The 20701-nt window shown below is 70.4% G+C and carries 16 protein-coding genes; 11 read left to right on the top strand and 5 right to left on the bottom strand.

The genetic code is table 11. The features are described 5' to 3' along the window. Nucleotides 1-149: 149 nt before the first annotated feature. Nucleotides 150-839, top strand: a complete 690-nt coding sequence (locus H7F53_RS00275; protein ID WP_246438365.1) for a sulfite exporter TauE/SafE family protein — start codon at nt 150-152, stop codon at nt 837-839. Here H7F53_RS00275 and H7F53_RS00270 read toward each other — a convergent pair. From H7F53_RS00270 to H7F53_RS00260, 3 genes are all read right to left on the bottom strand, one after another. Continuing rightward, complete coding sequence (locus tag H7F53_RS00270; RefSeq protein WP_185677469.1) at nt 815-2662, bottom strand: CocE/NonD family hydrolase; 1848 nt, start codon at nt 2660-2662, stop codon at nt 815-817. The two genes, H7F53_RS00275 and H7F53_RS00270, sit on opposite strands and share 25 nt — an antisense overlap. Further along, nucleotides 2662-5355 (bottom strand): TonB-dependent receptor domain-containing protein, encoded by a 2694-nt coding sequence (locus tag H7F53_RS00265; RefSeq protein WP_185677468.1) that lies wholly within the window; start codon nt 5353-5355, stop codon nt 2662-2664. Before H7F53_RS00265 ends, H7F53_RS00270 begins: the two co-directional genes overlap by 1 nt. 197 nt (nt 5356-5552) lie before the next feature. After that, a complete protein-coding gene (locus H7F53_RS00260) occupies nt 5553-6044 on the bottom strand; it encodes a MarR family winged helix-turn-helix transcriptional regulator (protein WP_185677467.1) in 492 nt (163 codons plus the stop codon). A 122-nt stretch (nt 6045-6166) separates the two neighbouring features. Here H7F53_RS00260 and H7F53_RS00255 point away from each other — a divergent pair, with 122 nt between their 5' ends. The 10 genes from H7F53_RS00255 (at nt 6167) to H7F53_RS00210 (ending at nt 18899) form a co-directional block, all read left to right on the top strand. After that, on the top strand, nt 6167-6694 hold the full coding sequence (locus H7F53_RS00255) for a TRAP transporter small permease subunit (protein ID WP_185677466.1): 528 nt from the start codon (nt 6167-6169) through the stop codon (nt 6692-6694). Next, the gene (locus H7F53_RS00250) at nt 6694-7998 is read left to right on the top strand and encodes a TRAP transporter large permease (protein ID WP_246438364.1); all 1305 of its coding nucleotides are present in this window, start codon (nt 6694-6696) and stop codon (nt 7996-7998) included. Before H7F53_RS00255 ends, H7F53_RS00250 begins: the two co-directional genes overlap by 1 nt. Next, nucleotides 7995-9077, top strand: a complete 1083-nt coding sequence (dctP, locus tag H7F53_RS00245; RefSeq protein WP_246438363.1) for a TRAP transporter substrate-binding protein DctP — start codon at nt 7995-7997, stop codon at nt 9075-9077. Before H7F53_RS00250 ends, dctP begins: the two co-directional genes overlap by 4 nt. After that, nucleotides 9074-10324 carry a CaiB/BaiF CoA transferase family protein gene (locus tag H7F53_RS00240; RefSeq protein ID WP_185677465.1) on the top strand — a complete coding sequence of 417 codons (1251 nt, stop codon included), beginning with the start codon at nt 9074-9076 and terminating at the stop codon, nt 10322-10324. Before dctP ends, H7F53_RS00240 begins: the two co-directional genes overlap by 4 nt. Next, on the top strand, nt 10324-12681 hold the full coding sequence (locus H7F53_RS00235; RefSeq protein ID WP_185677464.1) for a 2-hydroxyacyl-CoA dehydratase family protein: 2358 nt from the start codon (nt 10324-10326) through the stop codon (nt 12679-12681). The genes H7F53_RS00240 and H7F53_RS00235 overlap by 1 nt, the downstream gene beginning before the upstream one ends. Next, nucleotides 12671-13861: a CoA transferase gene (locus H7F53_RS00230; RefSeq protein ID WP_185677463.1), complete on the top strand. Its 1191-nt coding sequence runs from the start codon at nt 12671-12673 to the stop codon at nt 13859-13861. Before H7F53_RS00235 ends, H7F53_RS00230 begins: the two co-directional genes overlap by 11 nt. Continuing rightward, entirely contained in the window at nt 13858-15042 is a 1185-nt protein-coding gene (locus H7F53_RS00225; RefSeq protein WP_185677462.1) for a CaiB/BaiF CoA transferase family protein, read from the top strand. The genes H7F53_RS00230 and H7F53_RS00225 overlap by 4 nt, the downstream gene beginning before the upstream one ends. After that, nucleotides 15039-16139 (top strand): CapA family protein, encoded by a 1101-nt coding sequence (locus H7F53_RS00220; RefSeq protein WP_185677461.1) that lies wholly within the window; start codon nt 15039-15041, stop codon nt 16137-16139. Before H7F53_RS00225 ends, H7F53_RS00220 begins: the two co-directional genes overlap by 4 nt. 110 nt (nt 16140-16249) lie before the next feature. Then, the gene (locus tag H7F53_RS00215) at nt 16250-16750 is read left to right on the top strand and encodes a (2Fe-2S)-binding protein (protein WP_185677460.1); all 501 of its coding nucleotides are present in this window, start codon (nt 16250-16252) and stop codon (nt 16748-16750) included. Further along, complete coding sequence (locus H7F53_RS00210) at nt 16740-18899, top strand: xanthine dehydrogenase family protein molybdopterin-binding subunit (protein WP_185677459.1); 2160 nt, start codon at nt 16740-16742, stop codon at nt 18897-18899. The genes H7F53_RS00215 and H7F53_RS00210 overlap by 11 nt, the downstream gene beginning before the upstream one ends. Before the next feature lie 5 nt (nt 18900-18904). On the opposite strand, the gene H7F53_RS00205 is transcribed toward H7F53_RS00210, so the two are convergent. After that, entirely contained in the window at nt 18905-19372 is a 468-nt protein-coding gene (locus tag H7F53_RS00205; protein WP_185677458.1) for a DUF3237 domain-containing protein, read from the bottom strand. Further along, nucleotides 19369-20661, bottom strand: a complete 1293-nt coding sequence (locus tag H7F53_RS00200; protein ID WP_185677457.1) for a flavin-dependent oxidoreductase — start codon at nt 20659-20661, stop codon at nt 19369-19371. The genes H7F53_RS00205 and H7F53_RS00200 overlap by 4 nt, the downstream gene beginning before the upstream one ends. Nucleotides 20662-20701: the final 40 nt, after the last annotated feature.

Genomic DNA, 20701 nt, shown 5'->3' with positions numbered 1-20701 from the left:
TAGCCCCGTAAACAGGTGGCAAGCGCGGCCGGGGCTGCGACGCAGGCGGAGTCAAGGCGCGGGTGGCAGAAACAGGCTGGAGCAGCATTGGCTATCTGGCGGACCCCTTCACCTGGGCGGCTTGCCTCTGCGCCGTCGTCGTGCTCGGAATGAGCAAGGGCGGGTTCACCGGTTTCGGCGCACTGGCCACCCCGATCGTGGCGCTGGCACTCCCGCCGGTGGTCGCCGCCGGGGTCCTGCTGCCGATTCTGATCGCCCAGGATGCGGTCAGCGTCTGGGCTTTCCGGCATGAATGGGACCGCTGGATCGTCGCCTGGATGCTGCCGGGCGCAATCGTCGGGATCGCTTTCGCCTGGCTTTTTGCCCGCACCGTTGACGGCACGTTGCTGGCGGCACTGATCGGCGCGCTGTCCGTCCTGTTTGCCGCCCGGCGGCTGTGGGCCGGACGCGGCCAACGCCTGTTGGAGCCCTCGCGCTCGCCCGGCTGGGTCGGACTGTTGTTCGGGGTGCTCACCGGCTTCACCAGCCAGGTCGCGCACGCTGGCGGGCCGCCCTTCCAGATGTGGGTTACCCCGCGCCAGCTGCCGCACACCCGCTATGTCGGCACGAACGCGGTGCTGTTCGCGGTGATCAACTGGCTCAAGGTACCGGCCTTCGTCACGCTCGGGGCACTCACCCCGAAAGTCCTGCTGACCTCGGCCGCCCTGCTGCCGGTGGCCATGGTCAGCACCTATGCCTCGCTCCACCTCGTCCGGCGGATGCCGGGGGAACGCTTCTACACGCTGATCTACTGGCTGATGTTCGGGCTCGGGCTTTACCTGGTCACGCGGGCACTCTGATCGGCGGCGGTCACAGGCTGTGCTCGGCGCAGGGTCGCGACCGGCCGGCCGGCCCCGCTGCCCCCCTGACGAATCAGCGGCAGCACCACTGAAGAGGGATGGTCACGGTCGCTGAGGATGGTGATGGTCCGCGGCTGGGCCTGCGGATCACGCGCCCGCTCGCGCCAGTCCGAGCCAGCCAGAGTGAGCTGCACACGGTGGCCCGGCTGGAATGTCCAGCTGGTCGGCATCAGATCGAACTGTAACCGCGCCGGCTGGCCGGGCTGGAGCGGCTGCGCATCCTCGGCGAAGGCGCGGTGCCAGGGATAGCCCCCGGGCAGGATCCAGGGCGCCTCGGCGGTGCGGCGCAGGCTCGCCTTGAGCCGCCCTTCGGTGATCACCCGCACCGTGCCGTCGGGCGCGACGTCCTCGACATAGAGGAACAGGTTGGCATCGGGCGTGTCCGCGGCGATCCACAGGTCGGCGACCCCATGGCCGGTGTACTCGGCGGCGGCGGTCAGCGGCGGGCCGGCGATCGACCAGCCGTTGCCGGGGTTGTGGCATGGTTGCATCGTCGGCCCGAAGCCGCTCTTCTCGCAGTTCACCGCATAGTCGACCGCGAAGTCGCGTCGCAGCGCCGCACCGGTGAAGACTCCTTCCACCAGTCCCCGCGCGGTCAGGGCAAACGGGGTCGGACGGGCATCGGGCAACGGCCAGACCTTGCTGGAGCGCCAGGCGTTCGGGCCGACCACGACGTAATGGATGGGATCGTCCCGATCGATCCCGGTGTCGATCCCCTTGAGGTGCCGGTCAAAAAAGCGGTGGGCCTCCTCGACCAGGGCAAAGCCGTCATTCTCGCAGTGCAGCCAGTCCCCGATCAGGATTCGCGCGCCGGGAATGTTGGCCTGGGCGATCAGACCCTGGTCGCGCAACTCATCGCGCCAGCCGCCGACCACATAAAGCGGCACCCCGCCCTGGACCATCTGCGGGCGGTAGCTGGAAGCGCTGCCCTCGGCCCAGAACGGGCTCTGGAGCTGGGGTGAGAAACTGTCGCGATAGGGCAGGGCCTTCCACACCTCGAACAGCGGGACCGCACGCTGGTGCTGCTCGGCCGCCAGGCGCAGCAGAACCTTGTCGGGATCGCTGTCGACCGGGCGGACCGCCATGTCCTGCGCGATCGTGCGGGTAGGTCCTGTGCCCCATTGCGCAAAAATCCCGCCGCGCCGCATCGCGTCGTACTTGTTCCAGGAGAAGCACCCGGCGAACACGGCCTTGAGATGCGGGGCGTTGACCGACATGGCATGGGCCGCGGCATCGCCCGTGTTCGAGCAGCCATACTGGCCGACGTTGCCGTTGGACCAGGGCTGACGCGCCAGCCACTCGATCAGCTCATAGGCATCGTGCGCCTCGTTGCGGTCATGGTAGCCGCGCATCGTGCCGAACGACTGGCCGTTGCCGCGCCGCGCCACCTGGACCACGACATAGCCGTGGTCGGTCAGGTTGGGCATGGTCACGAAGCCGGCCGCCCGCGAGCCGACACCGTCGGCAGGCTGCTGGGTGGCGCTCAGCGAGTGATGCCAGATGACCGGAAACCGATCTTCGACCGGCTGCCCGCCCTGCGCCGGGCGGGCGACCAGCATGGCGACCCGGGTGCCGTCGCGCAACGTCACATAGAACGAGTGGGTGACCTGTTCATGGTAGCGCCGAGGCGGCTGGTAGTGCCCGAACGAGGCGGGGACCTCGGCCGGGGTCAGGGTCGGCGGCGGCACCGGGACGGCCTGACCCGCCACCCCGGTTCCCGCCACGGCCAACGCGGCGGCCAGCCCGGCGGCCAGCCAGCGCATCAGAACGCCTTGCGCACCGTGGCGGCGAACAGCCGGCCGGTCGGGTCGGCCGCGGTGGCATCGTAACCGCCGCTGCCGTTCCCGCTGGGCGAGATGTTCACGTAAGGCGGCCGCTCGTTCAACAGGTTGCGCACTTCCAGGCCAAGGGTGATGCCCTTTTCGAAGAAGCCTGCGGCACTGCGATCGCCGATCCGCCAGTTGACCGAGAAATCGACCGGATTGTAGGCGCGCACCTGCTGCACCGGGCTGGCTGCGATGTTGCGATAGCCGTTGACGTGGATCCACTGCAGCCGCGCGCTGACCGGACCATGATCCCAGGTCACAACGCTGCGCACCTTGAAGCGCAGCGGGTTGAAGATCGTGTTGAGCCGGTCGACCAGCGGCGCACTGGGCGCGACCGAGATCCGATAGCTGGTCAGATAGGTCCCGCCGACCAGCACGCCAAGCCGGTCACCGTTGCCGAGCGTCAGCGCATAATCGGCGGTGAAGTCGAAGCCGCGGGTGCGCGAAGCCCCGAGGTTCTGGCCACGGCCGTCGACAAACAGCGTGACATTGGCCGCACTGCCCCCTGGCAGGGCGCCGACCACGCCGATCCCGGCGTTGATGTAGTTCTGCACCTGGGTGGCCGCCGCAGCACCCTGGAACACCACGTTGGTGCCGGCATAGAACGGCAGGTCGCCGAGGATCGCCAGGTTCGAGAGGTTGGCGATGACCTGGTTCCTGTAGTTCACGTCCCAGTAGGTGAGCCCGAGGTTGAGGCCGCTCACCGGGGTGAAATCGGCGCCGACCGACCAGGTCGTGGCGGTTTCGGGCTTGAGTCCCAGGTTCTGGCCCGACAGCGCAACGCCGATCAGGGTGCCGCCCGCGGGTACCGAGTAGTTCTGCACGAACAGGTTGTTGGAATTGCCGTAGATCTCGGGGATGGTCGGCGCGCGGAACGACGTGCCGTAGCTGCCGCGGAGCTTGAGTCCGTCGACCGGCATCCAGTTGACCCCGAACTTGGGATTCGTGGTCCCGCCGACATCGCTGTACTTGTCGTGCCGGACCGCGGCATTGACCTCGAGCTTCTGGAAGCCGGGCACGGCGTTGTCTGGCCCGAACAGCGGGACGTAGAGCTCGCCATACACTGAATCGATCTTGCGCCCGAAATTGCGGAACACCAACGGCGTGGTCGGTCCGCCACGAGCCGAGCCGAGCGCCACGGTGAAGTCCTGGCGGGCATAGCCGGTGGCCAGTTTGACCGACCCGCCCGGCAGCTCGAACAGGCTGCCGTTCAGCCGGGCCTCATAGGTCTTCAGCCGGCCGTTGGTCGGCGCCAGGAAGATCTGGTTGGCGAGGGTGGCGTAGAGCGCGCGATTGGTGCGGCCGAGGCCATAGGGATCGAAGGCCGCATTGGGATCGTTGCTCGCCAGGGCGGCGTTGAGGGCCGCATTGTTGATCCCATACAGCGAGGTCGAATTGTCGTTGGTCTTGCCATAGCCGGCGAGTGCCTCGAACTGGAAGTCGTGGGGCAGCTTGATCGTCAGCTTCGGCGTGATCTGCCAGCTCTGGGCATAGCCATAGGAATCGTTGGCCGGCAGTTCGCGGAACATGTAGTCGACCGTGTAGCTTGTTCCGGTGAAACCGGCTGGCCGCACGAAGAAGGCATTGGTCTGGGGCACGGTGATCGTGGCCGAGCTCCAGGCCGATTTGCGGTAGAATTCGCGCCTTGAGAAGAACCCGTCGAGCGACAGTTTGATCGAGTCGCTGACCTCGAAGGTGGCCGTGCCGTTGACCGAATTGTAGTGCTGCCGGGGCATCAGGTCCTGATTGGCGAGCAGTTCGCAGCGGTTGCTGGTGCCGGCCACCAGGCTTCCGGCGGTCGCCTGGGTCACCCCGCCTTGAGGGATAGCATAGGTCACCCCGCCGGCGCGGATCGTGCCCGGAAAGCAGCGGGTGGTGCGCCCGTCGGGTCCGCCGAATGGGGTAAAGTTCGAAGTGAAGAAGGCGCGGTCGTCGCCCGACAGGTTGGAGCGTTCGACGTGCTCGAAGGCCACCATCACCTGGCCGCGGTCGAACACCTTGCCCAGCGCTGCGCCGAGCGTGATCTCGCGCAGGTCACCTTGCTGGGCGATGCCGGTGCGGGCGAAGACCTCGCCGCCATCGAGGCTGCGCCTCGGGATGAGATTGACCACGCCTGCCACGGCGTCCGAGCCATAGATCGCCGAGGCGCCGTCCGCGACCACCTCGACCCGCTCGACGCCAAGCGTCGGCAGGACCGAGGGATCGATCGAGCGGCTGTTGTAGGTCACCCGGTGGCCGTCGATCAGTACCAATGTGGCATAGGGCCCGATGCCGCGCAGGTTGACCGAGTTGCCGTAGGTGATGTTGCCCGAGCCGCCCGACTGCCCGCGCGAGTTCTCCGACACGCCGAGGTCGAAGTTCTGGGGGATCTCCTTGATCATGCGGTCGACCGTCACAGCCGTGGAGGATTCGATCTGGGCGCGGCCAAGCGAGATCACCGACGAGCCGACCGGCGCCTGGCCGCGGATCGACGTGCCGGTGACGACGATCTCCGGCTGGGCATCGTCCGCCGCAGCAGGGGTGGCATCGGGCGACGTGGCGATCTGGCCCGCGGCGGCAGCCGGTGCCAGCAAGGCGAGTGCCAGCGCCAGACTGGACCCGTGCGAAACGAGCTTAGCGGATTGTCCCATCATGTCCTCCCTCACTCCGGCAAGGGACAGGATCCTGGATCCTCAGCGGGCCATGCGCCGCGGCGCCGAACCTATCCTCTCCAAGGCCTGTCCGTTTGCCGGATTCGCGCCTGCCGACGGTTTACCGCCGGTTCTTGCTCATTAATCGGAGATTAGTGGACAAAGTCAACTATCGTTTTTCGGCACTGTTGGTAGCCTCAAAGTTCGCGCACCACCGCATCGTACATCCGGTCGAGCACGTCATTCAGCATCTGGTGCTCGGCATCGCTGAGCTGGTGGAGCACGGCGCCCTCCACCTCCTCCATGCGGGCGAACAGCCGATCAAGCTGGCGATCGCCTTCGGGCGTGACATAGAGCGCGTGCCGCCGCCGGTCCTCGGCCGAACGTCGCCGCTCGGCCCAGCCATACTTCTCGAGCTCGTCGATGATCGTGACTGTCACCGACTTGTCCAGACCGACTGCACCGGAGAGTTCGCTCTGCGATATGCCGGGATTGGCCGCCACGATGGCGAGAGAGGAAAACAGGCCGGAACGCAGGCCGAGATCGGCGTTGGCCGCCGCGAACTTGCGCGACAGCTGGTTCTGGACACGCCGCAGGCGGAACCCGACGAAGTCGCCGAGGCGGCCCAGCGCAACCTCGGAGCGCTCAGGCTCGGGGCCACGCGGCTGGGGGGTGGAAGTGCTCGCCATGTCGATGCCTGCAGATGATTGACAAGAAAAATAGTTGAAATAATCTACTGTCGCAGATGGTGCCCCATTAGAGGCGCGGCCCTGGGGGCTGTCAACTGGGACGACCGCGGAGCAGGAGAGGCATGGAACGGACCGAACCCGATCACGCGCCGTCCGCGGAACGCGGGCCCGGCGCCGCGGCACGCGAGGCGGGCCCGGCGCTGCGGCTGGTCTATGCCCTCGGCGGCTGTGGCCTGCTGGGCGCGACCGCGGCCGATGCGATCGCCGTCGCCGGGCGGCACGCCGGCTTCCACCTGCTCGGCTCGATCGAGCTGGTCCAGGCCGCGGCGGTTCTGCTGGCCGGATCGGCCATGCTGATCGCCACGCTGCAGGGCGAGCATGCCTCGGTCCACATGGTCACCGAGCGCCTGCCCCGCCGGGTGGCGGCCCGGCTGGCACGGATAGCTGCGCTGCTCAGCGCCGCAGTGTTCCTGGTCGTCGCGGTCGGCGCGGCCTGGGTCACGGCCGAGCTGTGGTCAGGGTTCGAACGGACCGAATTGCTCCACCTGCCGATTCGCTGGCTGCGCGTGCTGTGGATCGGCTTTGCCGGGCTGATCGCGCTGACCTTCCTGCGACGGGCGCTGGCCCGACCGACTGGCGAGACCCGCTGATGGCGCCCGAACTCATCGGCGCGCTGGGCATCGCCATGCTGCTGCTGCTCCTGGCCAGCGGAGTGCCGATCGGGGTCGGGCTGATGCTCGTCGGGATCGGCGGCCTGGCCGTGATGATCGCGCCCGAGGCTGCCGTGATCAAGGCCGGGGTGGTCTCGTTCGAGGTGATCTCCAAGTACGAGCTGGGAGTCCTGCCGCTGTTCCTGCTGATGGCCCATCTGTGCTTCGCCGCCGGTGCCAGCCGCGATTTCTTCGATGTGGCTGCCAAGTTCCTCGGCCACCGCCGCGGCGGGCTGGCGCTCGCCTCGATCGGCGGATGCGCCGGGTTCGGCGCGATCAGCGGCTCGAGCCTCGCCACGGTCTCGACGATCAGCTCGGTTGCCCTGCCCGAAATGCGCCGCGCCGGCTATCATCCGGGCTTCGCCGCGGGCGCTCTTGCCGCCGGCGGCACCCTGGGCTCGCTGATCCCGCCCTCGGGGGCGCTGATCGTCTTCGGGATCATCGCCGAACAGTCGATCGGCAAGCTGTTCGCCGCCGCGATCGTCCCGGGGGCGACCCAGGCTCTCTCCTACATGGCCACGATCGCCCTGCTGTGCCTGTGGCGGCCCGAGCTGGGTCCGGCCACGGTCCGCGTGCCGTGGCGCGACCGCCTGCCCGCGCTGCGCCAGGTGGCCGATATCTTCGCGCTGATGCTGTTCGTGATCGGCGGCCTGATGATCGGCTGGTTCACCCCCACCGAGGCCGCCTCGGTCGGCGTGGTCGGAGCACTGCTCCTGCTCGCGGTGCGCGGCGGCTTCACCCGCGCCGCGGTAGCCGGAGCCCTGCGTGCCACGCTGCGCACCGCGGGGATGATCTACGTGGTGATCATCGGCGCGCTGCTGTTCGCCAACTTCATCTCGGCCAGCGAGATCACCGAGGCCCTGTCCGGCGCAGTCAGCGATCTGCACGCCAGCCCGGTGGTGGCGATCATCGCGATGACGCTGATCCTGCTGCTGCTGGGCTCGTTCCTGGACGGCGTGGCGCTGATGCTGCTGACCACCCCGATCTTCCTGCCGATCGCCGAGCAGCTCGGCTACAGCCCGATCTGGTTCGGCATCTTCCTGGTCCGCACGATGGAGATCGGCTTCGTCCACCCGCCCCTCGGGCTCAATATCTACGTGATCCAGGGCCTCGCCCGGGACCTGTCGCTCGGCACGATCTTCCGCGGGGTGATCCCGTTCCTCGTCGCCGACTTCCTTCACCTCGCCGCGATCATCGCGGTCCCCGCGCTGGCGCTGTGGCTGCCCGGGCTGGTGGCGGGATGACCCCGATGCGCATCCTCCCTTCGCTGCTGCTCGCCCTGCTGCTGGGCCTGGTCCTGTCCGCCTGCAGTCGCCCTGCCCCCGACGCCCCGCACCTCCTGACCTACGCCAGCCCCTATCCGCCGACCCACCCCTTCTCCAAGGCCGACATCACGTGGATGAAACACGTCGAGCGGGCCAGCGGCGGGCGCATCCGGATCAAGCCCTACTGGTCGGGCGCGCTGCTCTCGTCGGACATGTCGATGATGGAGATCCGCCACGGCCTCGCCGACATCGGCCTGATCACCCCGATCTACACCCGCGGCGGCGCGCACATGCTGCGCGCGCAGTCGGGCTTCTACGGCGGAATCCGGACGATCGAGGATCAGGTCGCGGTCTATGACTGCCTTGACCAGCGCTTCCCCGCCTTCGGCGACGAACTCAAGGGCCTGCACGTGCTGGCCGCGCAGGGCGGCAATTTCCCTGGTGTGTTGACGCGCAACCGGCCGGTGCACAGCCTGGCCGACCTCAAGGGCCTGCGCCTGCGCGCGCAGAGCGATGCGATCGACGTGCTGCGCGCACTGGGCGCGGATCCGGTCAACATGCCAATGGGCGAGGTCTATTCGGCCCTGGCCAAGGGCGTGATCGATGGCGTGGTCGCGCCGGCCGATACGATCAAGAGCCTGCATTTCGCCGAGGTGGCGCACCATTTCACCAGCCTGCGCTTCAGCCGCGGGGCCTATCCGGCGCGGGCCATGTCGGACCAGGCGTGGCGGCGGCTGCCCCCCGATCTCCAGACGCTGCTGCGGGATTCGCGCCGGATCTGGGAGGCCGCCCTTGCCGACGAGGTGCTCAAGGCCGAACATGCCGGGATCGCCTATGCCGCCGGCCACGGCGTCGAGATGATCCCCTTCCCCGCGCCGGAACAGGCCAAGCTCGACGCGCTCTACAACCGGTTCGCGATCGACCAGGCACGCCGCCTTGCCGATGTCGGACTGGATGGCCTGCCCGTGTTCCGCGAGGCCCAGCGCCTCATCGCCGCCGGCGCGATCGCCTGCGCGCGCCCATCTTCCGGAGTTAACCCGATGAGCACCCCCCGATGAGCAACGGCAGCGACCTCACCCACCGCCCGCTCGAAGGCCTGACCGTGATCGACTTGACCCGCGCGCTGGCCGGGCCCTATGCGACGATGCTGCTCGCCGGCCTTGGCGCCAAGGTGATCAAGGTCGAGGAACCGAAGGGCGGGGATCTCGCGCGCGAGAACAGCCCCTATGTCGGACGCGAGGGGGTGATCGTCGAGCGCCGCCACGAGGACGACATCTCGATTTCGCACCTCACCCGCGCGCGCGGCAAGTACGGCATCTCGCTCGACCTCAAGAGCGATGCGGGCAAGGGGGTATACTTCGACCTCGTCCGCAAGGCCGATGTCGTGGTCGAGAACTTCACCGCGGGTACCGCCGACCGGTTGGGTATCGGTTACCACGCATGCCGTGCGGTCAATCCGCGCCTGGTCTTCGCCTCGCTCTCCGGGTTCGGCGCGACCGACCGCGACGGCAAGGCGATGGACGTGATCATCCAGGCCCTGTCCGGCGCCATGTTCACCAGCGGCGAACCCGGCCAGCCCCCGGTCCGCATCGGCATCCCGATCGCCGACATGCTGGCCCCGGTGTTCACCGTCATCGGTATCCTCGCCGCCATCGAGCAACGCCACAGCACCGGGGTTGGCCAGCATGTCGACGTTTCGATGCTCGGCGCCCTCACCTCGTTCGTGGCGATCGAGAACTGGTCGGCCATGGCCGCGGCGGGCATGCCGGCCCGCACCGGGCTGACCGTGCAGCGGCTCTCGCCGTTCGGGGTGTTCGCCTGCGCCGACGGCTATGTCGCGGTGGTCGCCGTGCACGAGCCGCTGGCACGCGGGCTGTTCGCAGCCATGGGCCAACCCGAGCTGGCCGAGGACCCGCGCTTCTGCAGCCGCGACATGCGCGTGGCGAATGCCACCGAGCTCGAGGCGCGGATCAACGCCTGGTCGAGCGCCCTGCCAATGGTCGAAGTGCTGCGCGCGCTCGAGGCGCAGGGGGTGCCCGCCGCACCTGTGCGCCACCCGGAAGACGCGCTGGTCGACCCACGGGTGGTGGCGCGGCAGGAGACCATGGCGGTCAAGCACCCCAGCTACCGCTCGAACATCGATCTGCGGACCGCCGGGGTGCCGATCCAGTTTTCCGGCGCGACCACCGGCTTCGACGATGCCCTGCCGGTGCGGATCGGTGAGCACAACCAGCCGATCCTGCGCGACTACCTTGGCTATGACGAGGACCAGATCGCCGCGCTGAAGGCCGCCGGGGCGATCTGATGCTCGAGCCGTTCCGCCGCGCCTATGCCGATCCGGCGGCCGAGGTGGCGCGGGCCCTGGCCGCCGGGCGGCGGCCGCTGCGCACGCTCGGGGTCGATGCCCCGCGCGAGCGGCTGATCGCCGCAGGCTTCCAGCCGATCCGCCTGGTCGCCCCGCCCCTGCCTGCGACGCCGCGCGCCGATGCCGTGATGGGCGCGGCCGAGCTCGGCCCGCGCGGGCGACGGCTGCTCGAGACGCTGCTGACCCTCGACCATCCCGATGTGCCGGTGCTGATCACCCAGGCCGATGGCGATCAGCCCCAGATCTTTGCCGCCCTGCGCGAATTGGGCCGGCTGGGCGAAGGCGTCCCGCGCCATGTCCATTTCCTCGACCGGCTGCACCTCGATCGCCCCGCCTCGCGCGCCTACACCGCCGTGCGGCTTGACGAGCTCGACGCCTGGCTGGCCGGGCTCGGCGGCCCGGCCAGCGCGGACCACACCGGACCGGCGCCCGCGCTGGCGCCGCTGCTCGGCCGCATCGACGGCCTGCGCCGGGCCGGGCGGATCAGCGGGTGCGACGCGCTGGTCATCGCCGGGGCCTGCGCGGTGCTGCCCGCCGCCGAGGCCGAGGGCGCGCTGACCGCCTTGCTCGCCGCCGACCTGCCCGCGCGCCCCTCCGGCACCCCCGTGCTGGTCTGCGGCACCGCGCACGAGGATGACCGGCTTTACCGCGCGATCGAGGCGGCGGGCTGCACCATCGTCGGCGAGGTGCACGGGTGGGGCCTCACGCGGCTCGCCGCTCCGGCGCGCGTCACCGCCCCGGCTGCCACCGCCGCCCAGGTCGCCGTGGCGGCCGCGCAGCTCCGCCCCGCGCTGGTCCTGCACCTGGCGATCGACGGCGACGAGGCGGCGCCGTGGGACGTCGCCGCGATCCGCCGCGCCCTGCCGGCCGACTGCGCCTTCGCCGCAATGCGCTGCGCGAGCGCCCCCGACGCGGGCTTTGCCGCGGCCCTCGCTGCGGCGCTCGGACCCGGGCCGGGCGCGCCTGTCGCCGCCGCCAGCCCGGCGCCCAAACCGCCGGCCTCACCGCGTCCTGCACCGGCGCGCAGCCGCAAGGTCCTGCGCTCGACCGCCGACGTCAACGCGTGGCAGCGCGACTGGTTCGCCTCGGTGCGCGAGGCCGTCGCCGCTGGGGCGCCCTTTGCCGTGGTCAATGCCAATGCCCCGCAGGAAATCCTGCGCGCACTCGACGTGCCCTTCGTGGTCAACCAGTGGTGGGCCTCGATCGTCGCCGCCAAGCAGCAGTCGCGGCGCTATCAGGACCTGCTCCGCGCGCATGACCTGCCCGCCGATGTCGAGGCCTATTCGGCCCAGGGCCTGGCCGCGCTGTTCGACGACGTGGCCGACCTGGCCCCGTGGGGTGGCCTGCCGCGGCCCGACTTCGTCCATGCCGTCGCCTCGTCCGACCCGACGCTCAAGCTGTTCACCGAGTGGGGCGAGGCCAGCGGGGCCGACTGCTTCATCTACGAGCGCACGATCGATCCCCGCCCCGACCTCTACGTCGACTGGTGGCAGCAGCTGCCTGACCACTGGGAGACCGCGGTCGAGTCCGCGCGCATCGACCTGCTGGTGACCGAGATGCGCGAGGTGATCACCCGGATCGAATCGCGCACGGGCCGCCGCTTCGATCCCGCCCGGCTGGCCGAGGTCATGGCCCTGGTGAACGAGCAGGAGGACTACTACCGCAAGACCCGCGACCTCGTCGCCCGCACCGTCCCGGCGCCGATCGGGGTGGTCGATTCCATGCCCGCGACGATGGTCCCGCAGTGGCACCGCGGCACGGTCTGGGCGCGCGATGCCGCCAAGGCCTTCTACGAAGAGGTCTGCGCCCGCGCCGAGGCCGGGCTGGGCGCCTGTCCGGCCGAGCGGATCCGCCTGATGTGGGTCGGCCGCGGGCTGTGGAGCGAGATGGGCTTCTACCAGAAGTGGGAGGACAGCCATGGCGCCGTATTCGTCTGGTCGATGTATCTGGCGCTGGCCGCCGACGGCTATATCCGCGACCTGTCGCGCGGGCAGGACCCGCTGCGCGCACTGGCCAGCCGGATCGTCTGCATGGGCGATGAGCTGCGCATGCCGACCTGGGCCGGTCCCTGGCACGTGCACGAGGCCAGGACGCATCAGATCGATGCCGCAGTGGCGCTGCAGGACGCCGATCCGTTCGTGGTCCGCGCCCTGCGCGCGGCGGGGATTCCGGTGCTCGAGCTGACTGCGGACAACTTCAACCGCGAGGACGAGGACGCCGCCGCGATCGAGGCGGCGATCACCGCCTTTATCGAGGGACCGGCGCGGGAGCGGGCGGCGCGGCGCTGTGGCGGCTGATCCTTCTGCCCTGTCCGGCCTGCGGGTGGTGGACTTCTCGCGGTTCCTCCCCGCCGCCTATGCTGGCTGGGTCGCGGCCGAGATGGGCGCGGAGGTGATCCGCGTCGAGCACCCGCGCGAACTGGCCAAGGCGGAAGCCCTGTTCGGGGCGGAGGACGATCCGCGCGCCGCGGCGCGGCGCCGGGCGCGGCCCACCTATGCCCGCAACAAGCGCAGCCTGCGGATCAATCCCGGCACCGCGGCCGGCCGCGAGGTGCTGCACCGCCTGATCGCCGGGGCCGACGTGCTGATCGAGGACTACCGCCCCGGGGTGATGGCCGCGATGGGCTATGGCCATGCCGCGATGCAGGCGCTCAACCCCCGGCTGGTCTACCTCTCGGTGAGCTTCGCCGGCCAAACCGGCCCGCTGGCCGAGCGCGCCGGGCACGATCCCCTCGCCCTCGCTCTCGCCGGCGCGCTGGGACGGCTGGGCGGCCACCCCGAACCTGCGCTGCCCGGCCTGCAGGTGGCTGACACCCTGACCGGAATGAGCGCGACCATCGCGCTGCTGCTGGCGCTCCAGGCGCGCACCCGGCGCGGCACGGGCGAGCATGTCGATGTCGCCATGTCCGACGCCGCGCTGCAACTGCAGCTCGTCTCGCTGGGCCGCCACGACAATCTCGACGACCTGGCGGCGCTCGGGACCTGGCACCCCAAGGGCGGGGTCTGGCGCTGTGCCGATGGCGGCTATCTGTGCACCACCGACATGGAGCCGGCCTCGTGGGCGCGGTTCTGCAGCGCGATCGGCCGCCCTGATCTGACCTCGCGGCAGCACGATCTGGGCGGACACCCGGCGCTCCAGGCCGAGATTGCCGCGATCCTGGCCACCCGCCCGCGTGACGCCTGGGCCGAGCTGCTGGCTGCTGCCGGCAGCCAGGCCATGCCGGTCTACAGCCCCGAGGAAGGCCTGAGCCACCCTCACCACGCCGCGCGCGGCCGGGTCGAGGCGGTCGCCCTGCCCGACGATGCGGTGCCGGTGCGCCAGCTGTCCCTGCCCTTCGGCTTCAGCGCGACCAGGCCGGTGCCGCCGCGCCCGGCCGGGCCGGCGGGGGCGGACAATGCCGCGCTGCTTGCCGCACTGGGGTTCGACCCGGCCGAGCTCGAAGCGCGCGGCGCCTTCTCGGCGGAGCGCGGAGCATGAGCCCGCTCGCCGGGCTGCGGGTGCTCGACTTCACCCACGCCATCGCCGGATCGACCTGCACCCAGATGCTGCTCCAGCTGGGGGCCGAGGTGATCAAGATCGAACCGCCGGGCAACGGCGATGCCTTCCGCCACTATACCGAGCACGCCGGCGCCCCGGGGATGAGCGTGCCCTTCGCCGCGCTCAACGCCGGCAAGCGCTCGGTCGTGCTCGATCTCAAGACTGCCGCCGGCCGCGCCGTGGCCCTGCGCCTCGCCGCGCGCGCCGACATCGTGGCCGAGAACTTCCGCCCCGGGGTGATCGACCGGCTCGGATTGGGCTGGTCCGCGCTCCACGCGGTCAATCCGCGGCTGGTGATGGTATCGCTCAGCGGGTTCGGGCAACACGGCCCGCTGCGCGACTGGGGCGCCTACGACCATATCGCCCAGGCCGTCTCGGGCATGGCGATGATGAACGGGTTCGACGAGCGCCCGTTCAAGATCGGACTGCCCGTGGTCGACAGCTTCACCGGCTATCTCGGGGTGATCGGGGTGCTGGCGGCCCTGCGCGAACGCGACGCGGGCGGGACCGGCCAGCACATTGACATCGCCATGCTCGACGCCGCACTCAAGATCATGGGCACGGCGGCGGCGATGTGGTCCTACACCGGGGTCGCGCCCAAGGGCACCGGCAACCGCGGGTTCCGCCTGGTGGCCACCGCCGAGTACTATGCCACCGCCGATGGCTGGATCGCGCTGGGCGCGAACATGCAGCACCAGATCGAGGCCCTGTTCCGCGAGCTGGGCCACCCCGAGCTGGGCAGCGATCCACGCTTCGCCACCCACGCGGACCGGGTCGCGCATTATGGCGAGCTGAAGGCCTGGCTGACTACGCACCTGCTGACCCGCAATGCGGCCGAACTCGAGCTGCGGCTCACCGCCGCCGGGGTCCCCGCGGCGCGAATCCGCGATATCGGCGAGGCGCTCAGCCATCCCCATGTCGCCGCGCGCGGACTGGTGCAGCCTGCCGACCTGCCGGGGCACGAAGATCCGTTGACGGTGCTCGGCCCGGGCTTCGCCGCCACGCCGCCAGCCGAGCCGCTGCGGGTGCCGGCGCTGGGCGAACATACCGGGTCAGTGCTGGCCGAGCTTGGCCTGTCGGCCGCAGAGATCGCGGCGCTGGACGCGGAGCCGTCGCCATGAGCGACCTGCTGCTGCTGGGCGACCTGATCCTTGACGTGCCCGACCCCGATCACTGGCTGGGCGGGATCGCGCCGCTGACCCGCGCCGCGGGGCTGGTGATCGGCCATCTCGAGGTGCCGCACACCACCAGCACCGAGGAACTGGCCGGCGACGTGCCCGCCCCGGGGGCCGATCCGGCGCATCTCGCCACACTGGCCAGGGCCGGGATCGGCGCGGTCTCGCTGGCCGGCAACCACATGATGGACTGCGGCGCGACCGGGCTGGCCGACACGATGGCCGGGCTGACCGCCCAGGGCATTGCCCATGCCGGGGCCGGGCCCGATCTGGCCAGTGCCCGCGCGCCGGCCTTGCTCGACTGGGCCGGACGCCGCGTCGCGCTGCTCAGCTACAACTGCGTCGGCCCGGAGCTGTGCTGGGCCGGGTCGGCGCGCCCCGGCTGTGCCTATGTCGCGGTGCGTGCCGAGGATGGCGGGCCCAGCCGACCGCAGGCGCGCTTGCGCGTGATCGACCCGGATTCGCTCGCGGCGATGCAGGACGACATCGCCGCGGCGCGGGCCCGGGCGGACATCGTGATCGTTGCCCTGCACAAGGGCATCACTCACCGCGTTGCCGAACTGGCCCCCTACGAACGCCCGATCGCCCAGGCGGCGATCGATGCCGGGGCTGACGCGGTAGCCGGACACCATGCCCACATCGCCCGCGGGATCGAACTCTATCGCGGCAAGCCGATCTTCCACGGTCTCGGCAACGGCTGCGTCGTCACCCATGCCCTGACCCCGGCGCAGGACCATCCAGCGAGGGCCGAATGGGCCGCGCGTCGCAAGGTGCTGTTCGGCTTCGAGCCGCTGCCCGACTATCCGCTGGCGCCGTTCCACCCCGATGCGCGGTACGGCCTGATCGGGCGCCTGCGGATCGCTGCCGATGGCGCGGTGGTGGCCGGGCTGATCCCGCTGTGGTTCGAGCCCCCCGGGCGCCCGACTCCCGCCGGCCCGCGCGCCGCGGCTGTGGTCGACTACCTTGCCCGGATCGGGCGTGACGCCGGTCTGCCCCCACGGACTTTCACCCCCGATGACGCGGCGGGCTGGGCGATCGGCTGAGCCGTGCCTTGTCGGACAGGGGCTGCGAAAGCGGGTTCACCCCGCGAAGGCCGCAGGCTAACATGTTGATAGCGGAGCGCCAAGATGCCCGCCCGCGACGGAAGGATCCCATGAAGTTCGCACTCACGGTCAATGGCAAAGCCCGAACGGTCGAGGCGCCCGGCGACAAGCCGCTGCTCTGGGTCCTGCGCGAGGAGCTGGCGCTCAGCGGGCCGAAGTTCGGCTGCGGCCAGGGGCTGTGCGGCGCCTGCACCGTGCTGCTCGACGGCGAGGCGGTGCGCTCCTGCTCGACCCCGTTGAGCGCGGTGGGCAAGGCCAAGGTGACCACGATCGAGGGAGTCGGCGCTACCGCTGTGGGGCAACGCCTGCGCGCCGCCTGGGTCGATCTGGACGTGCCGCAGTGCGGCTATTGCCAGGCCGGTCAGATCATGAGCGCGGCCTCGTTGCTTGCCGCCAATCCAAGGCCCGACGATGCCGCGATCGATGCGGCGATGAGCGGCAACCTCTGCCGCTGCGGCACCTACCACCGCATCCGCGCCGCGATCCACCAGGCGGCCGCCGGGGGAACCCGCCGCGCCGCCCGGGACGGGGAGACCGGACATGCCGGCTGAGACCGACCGCCGCTTTGTGCTGAAGGCCCTGCTTGCCGCGGGCGGGGCGCTGGCTTTCGACATCGAGCTGGCGACCGCCGCCACCGGCCCGGCCGCCGGCCCCGCGCTGGGCGCCTTCGTCCGGCTCAACCCGGATAACAGCGTGACCATCATCGCCAAGAACCCGGAGATCGGCCAGGGCGTCAAGACAATGCTGCCGATGCTGATCGCCGAGGAGCTCGACGTGGCCTGGAGCGCGGTGCGGATCGAGCAGGCGCTGGTCGATCCGGCGCGCTATGGTCCGCAGGTCGCCGGCGGCAGCACGGCAACGCCCACCAACTGGTTGCCGATGCGGCAGGCCGGAGCCGCGGCGCGGGCCATGATCGTCGCCGCCGCAGCCGAACAGTGGGGTGTGCCCGCGGCGCAGCTGACCACCGCTGCGGGCGAGGTCAGCCATGCCGCCAGCGGCCGCCGCGCTCCCTATGCTGCCTTCGCCGCCGCCGCCAGCCGCCAGGCCGTTCCCGCCATGGCGACGCTGACGCTGAAGGACCCGGCCCGCTACTCGATCATCGGTCAGCCGCAGCGCGGGGTCGATACCCCGGCGATCGTCAGGGGCGAGCCGCTGTTCGGGATCGACACCCGGCTGCCCGGGATGGTCCATGCCGCGCTGCTCACCCCGCCGGTGCGCGGCGCCGTGCTGCGCAGCTTCGATGCCGCACCGGCGCTGGCCCTCCCCGGTGTCCTCAAGGTGATCCCGCTGCGCCGGATCGGCGAGGCCGATGCGCCGATCGATGCCCTTGCCGTGGTGGCCGAAAGCTGGTGGACGGCGAGCGAGGCGCGCAAGGTGCTGCTGGCCACCTGGGACAACGAGGGCCGCGAGCGCCATTCCGATGCGGCCTTTGCCGCAGCGGCGCAAGCGGCGCATGCCGGCAAGCCGCAGGTCCCGGTGCTGGCGCGGGGCGATGCAGCCACGGCGCTGGCCGGTTCGGCGCGGCAACTGACGGCGACCTACACTTATCCCTTTGCCGCTCACGCCACACTGGAGCCGCAAAACTGCACGGCGCGCTTCGCCGAGGGCAAGATCGAGCTGTGGGCTCCCACCCAGCTGCCGGGCGGCGGCGCCGCGCTGATCGCCAAGACCCTGGGTCTTGCTCCGGGCGACATCACCATCCACCTGACCCGCGCCGGCGGGGGTTTCGGCCGCCGCCTGCAGAACGACTACATGGCCCTGACCGCGGCGATCGCGCGCGAACTGCCGGGCCGGCCGGTCAAGCTGCTGTTCGACCGTCAGGAGGACTTCAAGCTCGACTTCTTCCGGGCCGCCGGCTTCCACAAGTTCGAAGCCGGGCTGGATGCGGCAGGCAAGCTCGTTGCGTTCCGGAACCATCTCGTGACCTTCGGCGCCAATGGCAAGCCGGGCCGCGGCGCAGATCTCGAGGCCACCGTGCCGGCGGAGCTGGTCGACCACGCCGATCTCGGCGTGACCGTGCTGGAAACGAATGTGCCGCTCGGCTGGCTGCGCGCGCCGGGCTCCAATGCGCTGGCCTTCGCAACCCAGGGATTTCTGGACGAAGTGGCGGCGGCGGCTGGCAAGACCCTGCCCGACCTGATGCTGGACCTGCTGGGCGCGCCACGATCGATCGCCCCGCCGGCCGGCAGCCGCAGTCCTGCATTCGACACCGGCCGGGCCGCGACCGTGATCCGCGAGGTGATGCGCCAGGCTGAGTGGCGCGGCGCCACGCCGGGCCGCGGCTTCGGGTTCTACTTCAGCCACCGCGGCTACTTCGCGGCAGTGGCCGACTGCCGCCGCGAGGACGGCGGGATCCGCCCGGTCAAGGTCTGGGTGGCCGGCGACATCGGCAGCACGATCATCAACCCGCTCAATGCCGAGCAGCAGATTCGCGGCTCGGTGATCGAGGGCATGGGCCATGTCCTGTCCGGGCTGAAGGTGCCGATCGACCAGGGCCAGGTGCAGGTGGCCAACTTCGATGGCTATGCGCTGCCGCGCATCGATGTCGTGCCCGAGATCGCCATTTCGATGGTGCGCAGCGACAATCCGCCGACCGGGCTGGGGGAACCGGCCATGCCGCCGGCGATCGCCGCCCTCGCCAATGCGATCAGCAGCCTGACCGGGCAGCGCCTGCGCACCCTGCCCTACGAGCCTGCCTGACCGGCTCAGTCGATCCGGTAGACCGCGAGCCGGACCGTGTTGCCGCTCTTGCCCCCGGCGGCCAGGAACAGCGCGCGGTTGACCCAGTCGTAGGCTGGTGCGCCGGTCTCGAGCCGGATCAACGTGCGCATGTAGACAGCGGCGGGGGGCACGGCCTCGCCCGCGGCGATCCGCGCGGACACAGCGGCCGGGGCGTGGCGCATGCCTTGGCTGACCACCTCGATCACCGCGCCGTCGGTGGTCTCGATCGCATAGCGCGCATCGAGCGCGGCGATGCCCCCGGTCTGCCCGGTCTGCCAGTCCGCCCCGATCGGCAGGATCCGCCCCTCGAGCAGCGGGCCATGCGCGGTGCCGCCGATGATCGGGATGATCCGCCGCACCCCCGCCGGGCTCTGCCCCAGCTCGACCGGCTGGGCGAGCTCGACCACCAGGTCAAAAGCCGGAACGAGGGCCGGCACCGGCAGGTCTATCATGCCGTGACCTGGGCCACGGCGGCGTCCTGTGGGATGATCGGTGGCGCGGCGTTGAGCCGGTCCTTGGCGAAGCCCGCGGCCTGCTGGTAGGCCAGCATGAAGGCGGCCCGCTCGGCCGGAGGGATCACCGCGTCGATATCGCTGAACTCGCCGCCGCAACGTTCGTCGACGAGGTTGAGCAGGCCGAACGGCCCGGCGCCGCGGTTGCGCAGCGCGACCTGCCCGATCGGCCCGCACAGCTCGGCGTCGTAGGCAGCCAGCGCCCCGGGTCCAACCCCGTGCGTCAACATGATCCGTCCGAGTACGCGGCCATCGACGATCGCCTGCGAGGCGCCGTTCGATCCGGTGGGATACATCGGATGCGCCGCATCGCCGAGCAGGCCAACCCGGCCGTCCACCCAGGTCGGCAGCGGATCGCGGTCGATCATCGGGTTTTCGTAGGCAACCTCCGAGCCGGCGAGCAGGGCCGGCAGATCAAGCCAATCGTAGACAAAATCGTCGAACAGATGGGCGAAGGCGTCCAGCGGTACCGGGCGGAACCAGCCGGACTTGGCCCAGTCATGGTCCGCATCGTAGGTCTGTTCGGCGATCCAGTTGATATCGGCCAGGCCGTCCGCGTCGGGTTGCGAGATCGGATAGAGGACCACGCGGTGACGGCTCGAGCCGAGCCCGACGAAAGAAGATCCGGTGCGGATCGGCACGCCGCGCGCCGTGCCGCGCCACATGATCGTACCGCCCCAGTTGATCGGCGGCTGGTCGGGGTGCATCTGCGCCCGCACCGCGGAATGGATCCCGTCGGCCCCGATCAGCAGGCGGCAGGGCCAGACGCTGGCGGTGCCCGCGCCGTCGGTGACCAGCGCGGCCACGCTGCCGTCGGCGGCGGTTTGGTAGCCGGTGACCTTGTGGCCGAGGCGCACCGCACCGGGGCCAAGCCGTTCCAGAACCTTGCGGTAAAGCAGCAGGTGGAAGCGGCCGCGATGGACCGCGTACTGGTGCCAGCGATAACCAGCCAGCTTGCCACGCGGCTCACTGTAGATTTCGCGTCCGTTGCGCCCGACCAGCGCCCACTCGCGCGCGGCGATGCCCACCGAGTCGAGTTCGTCCTCGCCGATTCCGAGATCGTGCAATTCACGCACGGCATTGGGCTGAAGGTTGATCCCCACGCCGAGCGGCTTGAGCTCCCCAACGCTTTCCAGCACGATGCAGTCGACCCCGATCTGGTGGAGGGTCAATGCCAGGGCGAGTCCGCCCAATCCGCCTCCGGCGATCAGCACCTTGTCCGATGTCATAGCTGCAACGTGCCTCGCCCGTTCGATCTTCCGGGTCCCG

The sequence above is a fragment of the Novosphingobium piscinae genome (assembly GCF_014230355.1).
In the GTDB taxonomy this organism is placed as follows: Bacteria; Pseudomonadota; Alphaproteobacteria; order Sphingomonadales; family Sphingomonadaceae; genus Novosphingobium; species Novosphingobium piscinae.
Note: the sequence above shows the minus strand (reverse complement) of the source record. Positions and strands in the feature narration are given on the sequence as shown.

Bases quoted from the DNA above. Each gene is read 5' to 3' on its own strand.
- H7F53_RS00200 (WP_185677457.1), bottom strand. From the start codon at position 20,661: ATGACATCGGACAAGGTGCTGATCGCCGGAGGCGGATTGGGCGGACTC.
- H7F53_RS00240 (WP_185677465.1), top strand. From the start codon at position 9,074: ATGAGCAACGGCAGCGACCTCACCCACCGCCCGCTCGAAGGCCTGACC.
- H7F53_RS00220 (WP_185677461.1), top strand. From the start codon at position 15,039: ATGAGCGACCTGCTGCTGCTGGGCGACCTGATCCTTGACGTGCCCGAC.
- dctP (WP_246438363.1), top strand. From the start codon at position 7,995: ATGACCCCGATGCGCATCCTCCCTTCGCTGCTGCTCGCCCTGCTGCTG.
- H7F53_RS00235 (WP_185677464.1), top strand. From the start codon at position 10,324: ATGCTCGAGCCGTTCCGCCGCGCCTATGCCGATCCGGCGGCCGAGGTG.
- H7F53_RS00260 (WP_185677467.1), bottom strand. From the start codon at position 6,044: ATGGCGAGCACTTCCACCCCCCAGCCGCGTGGCCCCGAGCCTGAGCGC.
- H7F53_RS00250 (WP_246438364.1), top strand. From the start codon at position 6,694: ATGGCGCCCGAACTCATCGGCGCGCTGGGCATCGCCATGCTGCTGCTG.
- H7F53_RS00210 (WP_185677459.1), top strand. From the start codon at position 16,740: ATGCCGGCTGAGACCGACCGCCGCTTTGTGCTGAAGGCCCTGCTTGCC.
- H7F53_RS00255 (WP_185677466.1), top strand. From the start codon at position 6,167: ATGGAACGGACCGAACCCGATCACGCGCCGTCCGCGGAACGCGGGCCC.
- H7F53_RS00205 (WP_185677458.1), bottom strand. From the start codon at position 19,372: ATGATAGACCTGCCGGTGCCGGCCCTCGTTCCGGCTTTTGACCTGGTG.
- H7F53_RS00225 (WP_185677462.1), top strand. From the start codon at position 13,858: ATGAGCCCGCTCGCCGGGCTGCGGGTGCTCGACTTCACCCACGCCATC.
- H7F53_RS00215 (WP_185677460.1), top strand. From the start codon at position 16,250: ATGAAGTTCGCACTCACGGTCAATGGCAAAGCCCGAACGGTCGAGGCG.
- H7F53_RS00265 (WP_185677468.1), bottom strand. From the start codon at position 5,355: ATGGGACAATCCGCTAAGCTCGTTTCGCACGGGTCCAGTCTGGCGCTG.
- H7F53_RS00275 (WP_246438365.1), top strand. From the start codon at position 150: ATGAGCAAGGGCGGGTTCACCGGTTTCGGCGCACTGGCCACCCCGATC.
- H7F53_RS00270 (WP_185677469.1), bottom strand. From the start codon at position 2,662: ATGCGCTGGCTGGCCGCCGGGCTGGCCGCCGCGTTGGCCGTGGCGGGA.